Origin of the sequence: Pseudomonas songnenensis, from assembly GCF_003696315.1 — a bacterium.
Lineage (GTDB): Bacteria > Pseudomonadota > Gammaproteobacteria > Pseudomonadales > Pseudomonadaceae > Stutzerimonas > Stutzerimonas songnenensis.
This window is the reverse complement of record NZ_RFFN01000003.1, coordinates 674,572-687,646: the sequence shown is the minus strand read 5'-3', so window position 1 is coordinate 687,646 and position 13,075 is coordinate 674,572. Positions and strand designations below refer to the sequence as shown.

Sequence of the window (13,075 nt, the reverse complement as noted above, 5' to 3'; positions counted from 1 at the left end):
AGAGAGGATGCACCATGCCCACCCTGACCCTCGCCGACTGGCAACAGCGTGCCCGCGACCTGCACATCGAAGGTCGCGCCTTTATCCAGGGTGAGTATTGCGCCGCGGCGGACGGAGGGCAGTTCGACTGCATCAGCCCGGTGGACGGGCGAGTGCTGGCCCAGGTCGCGAGCTGCGACCAGGCCGATGCCGAGCGTGCAGTGGCCAGCGCCCGTACCGCATTCGAGGCAGGCAGCTGGGCGAAGCTGGCGCCGGCCAAGCGCAAGGCGGTGCTGATCCGCTTTGCCGATCTGCTGGAAGCGAACCGCGAGGAGCTGGCCCTGCTGGAGACCCTCGACATGGGCAAGCCGATCGGCGACTCGCTGACGGTGGATATCCCCGGTGCGGCGCGGGCGCTGCGCTGGAGCGGCGAGGCGATCGACAAGATCTACGACGAGGTGGCGGCCACGCCCCACGACCAGCTGGGCCTGGTCACGCGCGAGCCGGTCGGCGTGGTGGCGGCCATCGTGCCGTGGAACTTCCCGCTGATGATGGCCTGCTGGAAGCTCGGCCCGGCGCTGGCCACCGGCAACTCGGTGGTGCTCAAGCCGTCCGAGAAGTCGCCACTGACCGCCATCCGCATCGCCCAGCTGGCGATCGACGCCGGCATTCCGGCCGGCGTGCTGAATGTGCTGCCGGGCTACGGCCACACCGTCGGCAAGGCGCTGGCGCTGCATATGGACGTCGACACGCTGGTCTTTACCGGCTCGACGCGGGTAGCCAAGCAGCTGATGATCTACGCCGGCGAGTCGAACATGAAGCGCGTCTGGCTGGAGGCGGGCGGCAAGAGTCCGAACATCGTCTTCGCCGATGCGCCCGACCTGCAGGCCGCTGCCCAGGCGGCGGCGGGTGCCATCGCCTTCAATCAGGGCGAGGTCTGCACCGCCGGTTCGCGGCTGCTGGTGGAGCGTTCGATCAAGGAGCGCTTCCTGCCGATGGTGGTGGAGGCGCTCAAGGGCTGGAAGCCGGGCAACCCGCTGGACCCTTCGACCAACGTCGGCGCCCTGGTGGACACCCAGCAGCTCAATACCGTGCTTGGCTACATCGACGCCGGGCGTGAGGCGGGTGCACAGGTGCTGATCGGCGGCCAGCGGACGCTGGAGGAAACCGGCGGGCTGTACGTCGAGCCGACCATCTTCGATGGCGTCGACAATGCGATGAAGATCGCCCAGGAAGAAATCTTCGGCCCGGTGCTCTCGGTGATCAGCTTCGACAGCGCCGAGGAAGCGGTGGCGATCGCCAACGACACGCCCTACGGCCTCGCTGCCGCGGTGTGGACCGCCGACCTGTCCAAGGCGCACCGCACCGCACGGGCGCTGCGTGCTGGCAGTGTGTGGGTCAACCAGTACGACGGCGGCGACATGACCGCGCCGTTCGGCGGCTTCAAGCAGTCCGGCAACGGTCGCGACAAGTCGCTGCACGCCTTCGACAAGTACACCGAGCTGAAGGCGACCTGGATTCAGCTCTGACGGCATCCGTAGGGTGGATATCGCCTTTTACATCCACCTTGTTGCACCAGGGTGGATCGATGAAGCGTGATCCACCCTACGGTTTTTGAGCCCTTAACTAGCTTTGCCCCCACTGCCCGCTGCGACGCATTGCGCCCCAGTGGTGCTTGCGTCGCGAGAACCATTGCCAGAGCCCGCGGCAGCGCCAGAGGGTGTTGAGCTGGCGGTAGCCGAAGTTCTCCAGCACGGCCATCAGGAACAGCTGCAGCATGTCGCGCCGGCGGCTGTAGACGCGGAAGGACATGGTCTCCAGCAGCAGGCCGTTGACCGACAGCAGGATGCCCATGCCGATCGCCACCAGCAGGAAGGCGGCCAGCGCGGCGTAGGACACCGCGCCGAAGGCGAAGCCCGCCAGCATGAAGCCGTAGCCCACCAGTTCGATCAGCGGGCCGATCCACTCGAACAGCGCCATGAACGGCCAGGCCAACCAGCCCGGCGTACCGCCACGCAGGCTGAAGGCCAGGCGCGCATGACGGCCGAGGCTTTCGGCCAGGCCGCGCTGCCAGCGGCTGCGCTGGCGGCCGAGGGTGCCGAGGTCTTCCGGGCATTCGGTCCAGCAGATCGGGTCCGGCAGGTAGCGGATGCGGTAGGGGATGCGCTTCTCGCGGTGATAACGGTGCAACCGCACCACCAGTTCCATGTCCTCGCCGACCGTATCGGTGCGATAGCCGCCGACCGCCATCACCCGTTCGCGGTCGAACAGGCCGAAGGCGCCGGAAATGATCAGCACGGCATTGAGCGGCGACCAGCCGAGACGGCCGAAGAGAAAGGCGCGCAGGTACTCGACGATCTGGAAGCGCGCCAGCCAGTTGCGTGGCAGCCCGGCCTGGATCAGGAAGCCGCCGCGCACCTGCGAGCCATTGGCGATGCGCACCGTGCCGCCGGCGGCAATGGTGCGTTCGTCCTCGAGGAAGGGCTGGACCACGCGTAGCAGGCTGTCGCGCTGCAGGATGGAGTCGGCGTCGACGCCACAGAACAGGCCGTAGCGCGCGGCATTGATACCGGCATTCAACGCATCGGCCTTGCCGCCATTGGCCTTGTCCACCACGCGCAGGTTGGCGTAGCGGCGCGAGCGATAGATGGCCTGCACCGGTTGGTGGGCCACAGCCTGGCGCAACGGCTCGGGGTGCGGCACCAGGTCGAACTCCTCGATGAGCACGGCCAGGGTGCGGTCCTTCGAACCGTCGTTGATCACCACGATCTCGAATTCAGGATATTGCAGCTGCAGCATCGAGCGCACCGAGGTGCGGATCGTCGCTTCTTCGTTGAAGGCCGGCATGAGCACCGACACCGGCGGCTCGACGCCGAGATAGGGCGCCAGCTCGCCGGTTTCCGCGCGTTGGCGGATGTAACCCATCAGGCTGCCCATCGACAGCAGGTTGAGCAGCAGGTACATGCCGTTGAGCAGCAGGAAATAGAAGATGAAGGCGACCTGCAGCCACCACAGCCAGTCGACCGTCACCGGCGCACCTCCGCGATCGCCCGGCGCAGGGCGTCCCTGCCGTAGCGGTCGTCCACCTGCTCGAGCAGCTGCTGCAGCGCTTCGGGGGATGCGCCGGGCAGCTTCGCCAGGCTGTCGGCGGCGGCCTGGCGCACCCACCAGCTGCTGTCGGCGAGCAGTGGCAGGAACAGCTCGCTGTCTTGCCGGCGCGCCTGTTTGTGCAGCGCCAGCAGGGCAGCCAGGCGCACACCCTCCTGCTCATGCCCGAGAGCGCGCAGCAGGCGCGGGCGGTCGCGCGGGTCGCCCAGCTCGCTGAGACAGCGCAGCGCCACCTGCAGCTGCTCGGCAGGCGCCCCCTGGTCCAGCCGTGCCCGCGCCCAGGGCGCGGCATGGCGCGGGTCGCCATGCACCAGCAGGCCGACCAGCCGCTCGCGGCGCGGGTCCGGCGAGCTGGCCAGCACGATCAGCAGCGGCGTGGTCACCGCCTGCTCACCGGCCTGCTGGCACAGGCTGACCAGGCGCGGCAATGCCCAGTCGGGGCGCTCCACCGCCGCTGGCAGGATCAGCTGCATGGCCTTTGCCGGGTCCATGGCCACCAGCGTCTGCGCGGCAGCCAGGGCGACGATGGCGTTGCGGCTGAGCAATAGCGGCTGCACCGCGTCCCAATGGGCCGGGTCGGCCAGATGGCGCAGGCAGGTGAGGCCGATCAGCTTGCTGCGCACCCGCCCGCGCAACAGGAGCAGCGCCTGACGATCCATGCCCAGCGCGACCAGTGCGCCGTTCATGCGCTCGCGGGCGGCGCCGCGCAACTGCAGCTGGGTGCGGTTCCACTGCAGCAGGAACCAGAGCTGGTGCCGCCGCGGCAGCGACGCATGGGAAGTCGGCACGTCATCGCTGAGGCTGCAGAGGGCGAAGTAGGGGCGCCACTGTTCGTTGAACTGCTGCCGGCGCACCGCTCGCCGGCGCGACAGTTCGCCGAGCAGCAGCACCTGCAGCAGCACCAGCAGCGTCAACGCCCCGAGGCCGAAGGCGCAGTACAGCGCCAGCTGCAGCATGCGGTCTTCCGGCCAGACATGTTGCCAGAGCCGGGCGGGCGCCTCACACAGCCAGGGAGGGCAGCCGGCCAGCAGGTCAGAACGCATGGCGCAGACCGATCTGCAGCCATTGTCGGTCGTAGTAGCTGCCCTGCTGGTGATAGCCGACTTCCCAGCTCAGCGCCCAGCGGCTGTCGAACCAGTGACGACCCTGCAGGCTGATGGCGCGCACGTCGCTGGTGATCAGCTGCTGCTCTTCCACCGCTTCTTCCTCGCCCACGGTCAGGCGCAGGCCGGCATAGCTCAGGCCCCGGTAGTAGTAGTCCAGTGCCAGGTCGTGGCCGATCGGCGTGCCGGCGTTGGCCACGTCGGTCACGTTCAGGGTGTAGCCGGCGCGCCAGGCGTTCCAGTAACGCTCGGCGCTCAGCGCAAGGCGGTCGACGCGGGTGGTCTCGTACTCGGTGCGGCGAACGCTGACGGCACCGAGGTAGCCGTCCGGCAGGCGCCGTTGCAGGCGCAGATCGGCATGCCACTCGGGCAGGAAATAGGGTGAAGGCTGGTAGCCGACCTCCGGCTGCAGCGTCCAGTTGTCGTCGAGCGGAATCACCGCGCCGGCCTCGACGCCTTCGTCCCATTCGCCGAAGCGCTGCTCACGCGTGAGCGCGCCGTACCAGCCAAGGCTTTCCGGCCGGGTCGAGGTGTAATCCAGGCGCTGGCTGCGCCAGTTGTCGAAGCCGTTGTCCAGCCAGTCCTGACGCGCCGAGATCTCCAGCTCGTGACGGCGCTTGGTCGCAGCGGCCGTCACTGGTACCGGGGCCGTCGCCGTGGTGGGCACGGTCAGCGCGGCGCGTGCCTGCTGGATTACCTGCTGCACCTCGGCGTAGTCCGGCGCGATCCTGGCGGCCCGTTCCAGCGACGCCAGCGCGCGTTGCGGGCGCCCGGCCCAGAGCAGCGCCTGGCCCTCGCCGAGCAGGTAGTCGGCATTGTCCGGCTGCTGGCGCAGCAAGCGCTGGTAGATCGGCAAGGCCTGTTCCGGCCGCCCCTGCCAGCTCAACACCCGGGCCAGCAGGAACTGTGCGTCGGCGTCTTCCGGGTGCTGGGCCAGGTGTGCGCGCAGGGTCGCTTCGGCAGCGTCCAGTTGCTGCGCCTGCACCTGTCGCTCGGCCGTGGCGATAGCCGCCAAAGCCGTGGTGCAGGGCATCGCCAGGGCAAGCAGCAGCAGCGCGCGCTTCATCGGCGCCCCCTCAGCAGGCGACGAATGCGCGCCAGCAGTTCCTCCGGCTGGAAGGGTTTGGTCACGTAGTCGTCGGCGCCCAGCTCCAGCGCACGGACGATATCCACCTCGCGTGCCTTGGCGGTCAGCATCAGCACCGGCACGCTTTCCCAGCCGGCCTGAGCCCGTAGCCGTTCGATCAGCTCCAGGCCATCGTGATAGGGCAGCATGATGTCCATCAGGGTCAGGTCGGGCGGTTCGGCCCGGGCGAAGTGATCGAGCGCCTGGCGGCCATCGGCGGCATGGTCGACGACAAAGCCGTGGCGTTCGAGCATGTAGCGGATGAGGAAGGCGATGTCTTCTTCGTCCTCCACCATGAGAATGCGCTTGCTGGCGGATTCGCTCATGCATGAACCTCGTCAGAGTGAGTGTGGCCCGGTGGCCAGTGCTGCAACAGTTGCTGGATCAGTCTGGCCAGCTCGTCACCGTCATGGCGGGATTTCACCAGCTGGCGCAGCGCCAGGCGGTTGTCCTGGATCGGAGTGTCGAGTGCGGAAAAGATGATCACCGGTGGGGGCGGAATGCTCTGCGCCAGCTGGTCGAACAGCTCGGTGCCGTCGCCATCGGGCAGCATCAGGTCGATGATGGCGAGATCGAACGGTTGCGCGCTGATCAGCTGACGCGCCTCCTGCAGGGTGGCGGCACCGGCCAGCTCGACGCCGAGCGTGGCGATCTGCTTGGCCAGCAGTACGCGCAGGTCGTCGTCGTCCTCCACATGCAGGATGCGCGGCTTCGCGCCGCCGATCTGCAGGCAGGCGCGGATCACTTCCATGACCCGGGTCGGGTCGATCGGCTTGTGCAGCCAATCGATCACGCCCACTGCGCCGCCGCGCAGCAGGCCGTCATCCTCGTCCCGGCGCTGCGGCTGCAGGCTGACGATCAGCACCGGCAGGTTGCGGTAGTGCTGCTGGCTGCGCAGGCTTTGCAGGAAGGCCACGCTGTTCTCGTTGTCCAGCACCGGGCTGAGGGTCAGCGCCTGGACGCGGTGCTGGTTGAGCAGTTCGCGCGCTTCGGCGGCAGCATGGGCGATCAGCGTGGCATAGCCGTGCTGGTGCAGCGCCGCGGCCAACTGCTCGGCGGCGTGGCTGTCGGGTTCGAGGATAAGAATCAGGGGCGTCTGCTGCGGTGCCGAGCCGTGGCCTGGCGGCTGCGCCGGTGCCTGCGGCTGGACCGCTTGGGTGTGTTCTTCCAGCGGCAGCTGCAGCCAGAAGCGCGTGCCCTGATCATGCTGGCAGTCGAAGCCGATCTTGCCGTGCATCTGCTGGACCAGCGAACGGGTGATGGCCAGTCCCAGCCCGGTGCCGCCGCGCTGGCGGGCATCGGACGAATCGGCCTGGGCGAAACGTTCGAAGATGCGCGAGCGGAAGGCTTCAGGAATGCCGGGCCCGCGATCCTGTACACCGATCTCGAGCAGCTTGCCGCTGCGCCGCAGGTCCACAGTCACGCAGCCACCGGCAGGGGAGTGCTTGATGGCGTTGGACAGCAGATTCGCCATCACCTGGGCGAAGCGGTCAGGGTCGAGGGTCGCTTCGCTGGACGCCAGTTCCGGGGCGTCGAGGAATTCCAGGCTGACACCGTAGTCTTGCCCGTATGGCGTGATGTCCGACAGGGCCTGCTGCACCAGCGGGCGAACGTCGTGACGGCCGAAGTTGAACGTCAGGCGGCCCGCTTCCAGCTTCTCGATGTCGAGGATGTCGTTGATCAGGCGCACCAGCCGCTCGCTGTTCTTGTGGGCGATGCCCAGCAGCGGACGGGCCTCATCGCTGACCTGCCCGGCGATACCGCCGATCAGCATGCCGAGCGCGCCGCGAATGGCGGTCAGCGGGGTGCGCAGCTCGTGGCTGACAGTGGAGATGAATTCGGTCTTCATCTGCTCCATGCGCCGGCGCAGGGAGACGTCCACCGCCACGGTGACCACGTGGCAGGTGCGCGCGGAGATGCGCAGCGGTCGCTTGATCACCTGAAACCAATGCTCGGTGCCGAGGGCGTCGGTCAGGGCGACCTCGGTGGTGCGCAGCTCCCCGCTGCCGCTTGCCAGCGCGGCCAGTTCGTCGTCGTGCAGCAGCAGCGGCCGCAACAGGCGAGCGGAAGGCACCTCGTCGGGATGCCGCTGCTCGATATCCTGCGGGCGCACGTCGAGCAGGGCGGAGAGTGCGGTGTTGCAGAGCAGGAAGCGGCCCTGGGCGTCGCGGACGAAGATGAGGTTGTCGTCGGTGTCCACCACCCGGCGCAGGAACAACTGCTGGTCGTGCAGGCTGTCGCGGCTGCGCTGCAGCTCGCTGATGTCCCGAGCGATCGCCAGGTGGTCGCCCAGCCCGGTGGGCATCAAACGGACCTCGAAGGTGCGCCGGGTCTGCAGCTCGCACCAGGTGGTCTGCCGCAGTCTGCTGTCCTCGCGCTGCTGGAGCAGGTCGTGCAGCAGGGGTTCGATGGCCGCGGGCGGGGGCGCACGGCGCGCCGTTCCCGCGGCCAGGCTGGATACCTGCTGTTGGTGGTCCACTGCGTAGAGGTAGTCCGGAATGGCCTGCAGCAGCGCGCCGAGCCGAGCCTCGCCTGCCTGCGCCGCGCCGGCCAGTTGCTGGCGGATGCGCAGATTACGGTGTACCGCCCAGAAGGCGATGAGAAACAGCGCGACCACCACCAGGCTGCCGATCAGGACCAGACGCTGGGCGCGCTCGGTGGTCTGTGTCACCGCACTGCTGGCTGCCGCCAGCTGCCGCCGCTCCTGTTGTTCCACCGCGTTGAGCAGTGCCCGCAGTCTGTCCATCAGCAGGTTGCCGCCAGCGTCGCGCAAATGATCGGCCGCTGCCTGCAGCCCGGCATCGCGGCGTGCCTGGACATTGCCAGCTGCCACCTGCAGGCGTTCAGCAATGGTCGCATCCAGCGTGCGGAACCAGCGCACATCGGGGTAGCTGCGGCCCTCGACCAGCTGTTCCAGGCTGCGCCTATAGCCTTCCAGCTGCTTCAGGCCGCGCTCGTAGGGTTCGAGGTAGCTGGCATCGCCGGTCAGAATGAAGCCGCGCGAGCCGGTTTCGATGTCCTGCAGGGACGTGAGGATGGCCTGGACCGAGGTGATGACTTCCAGGCTGTGGCTGACCGACCGATTGGTCTGCAGCAGCGCTTCCTGGGTTCGCGCGCCCTGCCAGCCAAGGGCGGCGAGCAGCACGAACGCAGCCAGGAATGCGATTGAATGCCAACCGATCGCGAGTCTTGCGGGCAAACCGAACTCCTTTCGCCGGGAAATACTGCTTGTTATCCCGGCCGCTGCGCATCGGTGCGGCTCGCCGGGATAGGCGCAATATAGTCAGACCTGACGAACTGGGAACGGTTCGCAATACAGGGCGCGGTTTAGTGCTCGCCGACCTGTACCAGATTGCGGCCCTTGTGCTTGGCCACGTAGAGAGCCTGATCGGCGCGCTCCAGGAGCACTCCGGCGGCGGTGTGTCCATCGGTCTGGCAGATGCCGGCGCTGAAGGTCACGTAGAACTCCTGGCTGTCTCCGCCGTAGAAGCTCAACGCCGCGAAGCGCACGCGAATTTCGTCGAAAATGCGCCGGGCCTGCAGCGCCGTGCATTCTGGCAGCACTGCGACGAACTCTTCGCCGCCATAGCGGCCGAGGCTGTCGATGCGGCGCAGGCGCTGACGCAGCAGGTTGGCCAGGGCGCGGATCACGTTGTCGCCGGCGGCGTGGCCGTAGGTGTCGTTGACGTGCTTGAAGTGGTCGAGGTCGAGCATTACCACGCTGGCCGGCTTGCCGCTGCGCGTCGCGCGTTGCACTTCCAGCGCCAGCTGCTCCTTGATGTCGGCGTGCTTGAGCAGCCCGGTCAGGCTGTCGCGCGCCAGCGCCGTGCTCAGCGAGCGCGCGCGTTGCGCATGGGAATATACCGACGCAACCAATGCCGTATCGCTGATCGGCTTGGTGATGAAGTCATCGCCGGCCTTGAGCAGTGCCGCCATCTGCCGCTGGATATCCGTTTCGGCCGAGAGGTAGATGATGGTCACCCGCAGCCACTCGTCGTGCAGTCGGATCATCTGCGCCAGCTCCGGGCCGGAACAGCCAGGCATGTTGACGTCCAGCAGCAGCACCTCGGGGTTGAAGCTGCGCATGGTCTCCAGCACCTGAGTCGGCTCGGTAAGGGTCTGCACCTGCATCTGGGAATTGCGCAGCACCAGGCTGTAGCGTGCCGCCAGCTCGGCATCGTCATCGACGATCAGCACCCGGAACGGCTCGCCCTGCTGGCGATCGAGGCAGCGTTCCAGGCTGTTCTCCAGCTGGGTGATGTCCAGTGGGCGGCTGAAGAACCCCTGGGCGCCGGCGCGTACGGCGGCCAGCTGGCTGGTGAAATCGATACGCTCGTGGATCACCAGCAGTGGCAGCGGATGGTCCAGGCCCTGCTGCAGCGAGGCGACGGATTCGAGCTCGCTATCGTGCTGCACGCTGACGATCAACGCGTCGGGCGGCTCGGTTGCCACAGCCTGCTGCAAGGCGGCGAAATCCTGCCACTGGCTGACCAGGTAGCCGAAGTTGCGCAGCGTCAGTGCCATGCTGCAACCGGCGACCGGATCGGCTTCCAGCAGATAGATGCGGCAGCCGGGGGCTGGCTCGTCATGGTGGTCGGGCAACTCCGCCGCCGCGCGTTCCTGGCCGGGCGTCTGGCTGGCCAGCTGTTGCAGCGCACGGGAGAACGACTCCACCGCACGGCTGCCGGGTTTCGCCGAATCCAGCCAGCGATCGGCGCGTTGTTCGAGCTGCCTGGCGCGTTCGCCAAGCTTGGCGAAGCCGAAAGTGCCGGCGGCTCCGGCAAGCCGATGCAGGCGCTCGCGAATGCCGAGCATCAGCTGGCGGCGGTTGCCGGGTGCGCGGTTGTGCTGCAGTTCTGTGGCCAGCGTGCCGAGGTCTGCCAGATCGCCCTGCAGGCGTTCGCCGAACTGCTGTTCGAGCTGGGCCAGCTGTTCCTGCAGCGCGAACCGTACCTGCTCATCCATGTTCGGCCTCCCAGACCTGCTGCAGCTGGGCAGCGAGCTGTAGCGGGTCGAAGGGTTTGCTGAGTACCTGGCGCACGCCGAGCTGACGCAGTTCATGCAGCCGCTCGGGCTGCAGGTGCCCGGTGAGAAACACCACGGGTATCTGCTGCAGGTCGATCAGTTGACCGAGCTGGCGGACGAGCTCGATGCCGTCCATCTGCGGCAGCATCACGTCGAGCAGAATCAGATCCGGGGCGAAGGCCTGCACCTGCTCCAGCGCAGCCTGTCCCGACGGACAGCTGAGTACTTCGAAGCCACCGATCTTCTCCAGGGCAATGCGGGTCACGACCTGGATCGAGGGCACGTCTTCGACATGCAGAATGCGTTTGAGCTGTTTCATCTATGGACTCTCCTTGGCCAGCCCTTCACTGGGCAACTCGAACCAGAAGCAGGCGCCATGGCCGGGCTCGGATTCGAAACCGATCTGCCCGCCCATGCGTTCGATCAGCTCCTTGCTGATCGCCAGGCCAAGTCCCGTGCCGCCTTGCTGACGGCTGTCGGACGAGTCGGCCTGGGCAAACTTCTGGAATACCCGCTCACGGAAATCGGCGGAAATCCCCGGTCCGCGGTCTCGGACGCTGATGCGTACCCGCCCGTCACTGAGGGTCGCCGACAGCTCGACCTGCTCCCCGGCCGGGGAAAATTTTGCCGCGTTGGACAGCAGGTTGCTCAGCACCTGCTGCAGGCGCATGGCGTCGATCTCTACCGTTACGGCCGGGCAGGTGCCCAGCTGCAGCACCACGCCATGCTGTTCGGCGTAGTTGCGGTTGCTGCGCAGGGCCAGTTCCAGCTGCGGTTGCAGCGGCTGGCGGAGCAGGGCGAAGCGCATCTTCCCGGCGTGCAGCTTGTCCATGTCCAGCAGGTCGTCGATCAGCGCGTTCAGGCGCTGGCTGTTCTGCTGGGCGATGTCGAGCAGCTCGTGCATCGCTTCGGGCACTTCGCCCATGACGTTCGAGCAGATCAGACCGAGGGCGCCGGTGATCGAGGTCAGCGGGGTGCGCAGCTCATGGCTGACGGTGGAGATGAACTCGCGCTGCAGCCGCTCGATGCGCTTGCGTTCGGTGATGTCGTGCAGCACCGCCACCGCGCCCATCGGCTGGCCATCGGAGGTGTACAGCGGGTCGGCATTGGACAGCACATGACGCGGCTCACCCTGGCCGAGCAGCACCATTTCGTGATCGCAGACGTGCTCGCCATGCAGTGCCCGCAGCAGTGGTATTTCCTCCGGGCGCAGCAGCGTGACGCCGTCCGGGTGGTAGAGCTGATAGCGGGTCGGCCATTCGTCGGGCGGCACCGGGGCGACATCGGTACCGTGCCACTGCTTGGCTTTCTCATTGAACAGGGTCAGACAGCCGTCGGCATCGCAGGCAATGACCGCTTCGCTGAGTGCCTCGAGCAGGCGCCGGTTCATTTCCTGCTGACGCTCCAGCTCCAGCTGCTCGGCCTTGCGCACGGTGATGTCGGTGACGAAGCCATGCCAGAGCACCGAGCCGTCGACCTGCTGCAGCGGGGTGGCACGGGCTTCGACCCAGATCAGCCCTTTGCGCGGATGCTCGACACGATGCTCGATGTGCCAGGGCGCCAGTTCGGCGGCTGCCTCGCGGATGCTGCCGAGCAGGGCGCTGCGGTCGAGGGCATAGACCCGCGCAATGATCGGCGCGAAGCTGCCGGCGAGCTGGCCGGGACTCAGTCCGTAGATCTGTTCGACACCTTCGCTGACATAGGGAAAGCAGGACGCGCCATCGGGCCGCCAGTGGAACTGGAACAGCATGCCCGGCACCTGGGCGGCGATCTGCTGCAAGCGCAGCTGCAGCTGTTCCTGATAGGCCAGGTCGTAGGCGTTGACCAGATAGCCGCGCAGCTCTTCCTGCTCATCGTGGATCGCGGTGACCCCGACCAGCACAGGCACATCGGCACCGCTGCGATGGCGCAGGCGCCACTCCGACATTTCCCGACGGCCGCGATGCAGCGGCGCGGTCAGCACCGCAAAGTCGGGCTCGATCGGTGTCTGCAGCTCATTGGACAGCAGGGTGGCACGCCGCTGCAGCGCTTCCCGGCGGAACAGCGCCGAGGTCAGCTGATGGCCAACCAGCTCCTGTTCGCTGTGGCCCAGCATGCGCTCGGCAGTCGGGTTGACGCTGGTCACCACACCATCTGGGCGGGTCACCAGCACCGCGCTGGAGGCGCTGTCGAGCATGGCCTGTTGCAGCGCCGCCTGCTCGGCATAACGGTGCGCCAGCAGATGCTGCTCGAACAGGCGGATCACCTGGCGGCCGAGGCGTTCGAGCGTGTCGCGCTGCTCGGCACTCAGCCGGCGCGGTTCCCGGTCGATCACGCACAGCGTGCCGAGGTTATAGCCATCCGGCGACGTCAGCGGAGTGCCGGCGTAGAAGCGGATATGTGGATCGCCGACTACCAGCGGGTTATGGCAAAAACGCGGATCCTGCAGCGCATCGGGGACTTCGAAGATTTCCTCGCCGAGGATGGTGTAGGTGCAGAAGGAGATTTCCCGCGGGGTTTCGCTGACCTCCAGGCCAACGCGGCTCTTGAACCACTGGCGACGGTCGTCGACCAGGGAGATCAGCGCGATGGGCGTCTCGCACAGGCGTGCAGCGAGCTCGGTGAAATCATCGAAGGCGCTCTCCTCGGGCGTGTCGAGGATTTCATAGCGCAGCAATGCCGCCAGGCGTGAAAGCTCGCGCACCGGCGTCATGGATAGCGTCGACGCCGGGTCTGCTTGCGGTAACTCCATCGT

At 67.2% G+C, this 13,075-nt stretch carries 9 protein-coding genes; 1 reads left to right on the top strand and 8 read right to left on the bottom strand.

From position 1 onward, the window contains the following. Positions 1 to 14: 14 nt before the first annotated feature. Positions 15 to 1,508 (top strand): aldehyde dehydrogenase, encoded by a 1,494-nt coding sequence (locus tag EA798_RS11845; protein WP_122099066.1) that lies wholly within the window; start codon positions 15 to 17, stop codon positions 1,506 to 1,508. A 97-nt stretch (positions 1,509 to 1,605) separates the two neighbouring features. Here the strand turns inward: EA798_RS11845 and EA798_RS11840 are convergent, their stop codons facing one another. The 8 genes from EA798_RS11840 to EA798_RS11805 form a co-directional block, all read right to left on the bottom strand. After that, a complete protein-coding gene (locus EA798_RS11840; protein WP_122099065.1) occupies positions 1,606 to 3,009 on the bottom strand; it encodes a glycosyltransferase family 2 protein in 1,404 nt (467 codons plus the stop codon). Further along, entirely contained in the window at positions 3,006 to 4,130 is a 1,125-nt protein-coding gene (locus EA798_RS11835) for a HEAT repeat domain-containing protein (RefSeq protein WP_106157048.1), read from the bottom strand. The genes EA798_RS11840 and EA798_RS11835 overlap by 4 nt, the downstream gene beginning before the upstream one ends. Beyond that, on the bottom strand, positions 4,120 to 5,256 hold the full coding sequence (locus EA798_RS11830) for a YaiO family outer membrane beta-barrel protein (protein WP_122099064.1): 1,137 nt from the start codon (positions 5,254 to 5,256) through the stop codon (positions 4,120 to 4,122). The genes EA798_RS11835 and EA798_RS11830 overlap by 11 nt, the downstream gene beginning before the upstream one ends. After that, entirely contained in the window at positions 5,253 to 5,642 is a 390-nt protein-coding gene (locus EA798_RS11825; protein ID WP_122099063.1) for a response regulator transcription factor, read from the bottom strand. The genes EA798_RS11830 and EA798_RS11825 overlap by 4 nt, the downstream gene beginning before the upstream one ends. Further along, on the bottom strand, positions 5,639 to 8,515 hold the full coding sequence (locus tag EA798_RS11820; protein ID WP_122099062.1) for a CHASE3 domain-containing protein: 2,877 nt from the start codon (positions 8,513 to 8,515) through the stop codon (positions 5,639 to 5,641). The genes EA798_RS11825 and EA798_RS11820 overlap by 4 nt, the downstream gene beginning before the upstream one ends. Before the next feature lie 128 nt (positions 8,516 to 8,643). After that, on the bottom strand, positions 8,644 to 10,281 hold the full coding sequence (locus EA798_RS11815; protein ID WP_122099061.1) for a diguanylate cyclase: 1,638 nt from the start codon (positions 10,279 to 10,281) through the stop codon (positions 8,644 to 8,646). After that, a complete protein-coding gene (locus EA798_RS11810) occupies positions 10,274 to 10,660 on the bottom strand; it encodes a response regulator (RefSeq protein ID WP_015278921.1) in 387 nt (128 codons plus the stop codon). Before EA798_RS11810 ends, EA798_RS11815 begins: the two co-directional genes overlap by 8 nt. Continuing rightward, complete coding sequence (locus tag EA798_RS11805) at positions 10,661 to 13,072, bottom strand: ATP-binding protein (protein WP_122099060.1); 2,412 nt, start codon at positions 13,070 to 13,072, stop codon at positions 10,661 to 10,663. Between the last annotated feature and the right edge of the window lie 3 nt (positions 13,073 to 13,075).

Bases quoted from the DNA above. Each gene is read 5' to 3' on its own strand.
- EA798_RS11815 (WP_122099061.1), bottom strand. From the start codon at position 10,281: ATGGATGAGCAGGTACGGTTCGCGCTGCAGGAACAGCTGGCCCAGCTC.
- EA798_RS11805 (WP_122099060.1), bottom strand. From the start codon at position 13,072: ATGGAGTTACCGCAAGCAGACCCGGCGTCGACGCTATCCATGACGCCG.
- EA798_RS11835 (WP_106157048.1), bottom strand. From the start codon at position 4,130: ATGCGTTCTGACCTGCTGGCCGGCTGCCCTCCCTGGCTGTGTGAGGCG.
- EA798_RS11830 (WP_122099064.1), bottom strand. From the start codon at position 5,256: ATGAAGCGCGCGCTGCTGCTGCTTGCCCTGGCGATGCCCTGCACCACG.
- EA798_RS11825 (WP_122099063.1), bottom strand. From the start codon at position 5,642: ATGAGCGAATCCGCCAGCAAGCGCATTCTCATGGTGGAGGACGAAGAA.
- EA798_RS11845 (WP_122099066.1), top strand. From the start codon at position 15: ATGCCCACCCTGACCCTCGCCGACTGGCAACAGCGTGCCCGCGACCTG.
- EA798_RS11810 (WP_015278921.1), bottom strand. From the start codon at position 10,660: ATGAAACAGCTCAAACGCATTCTGCATGTCGAAGACGTGCCCTCGATC.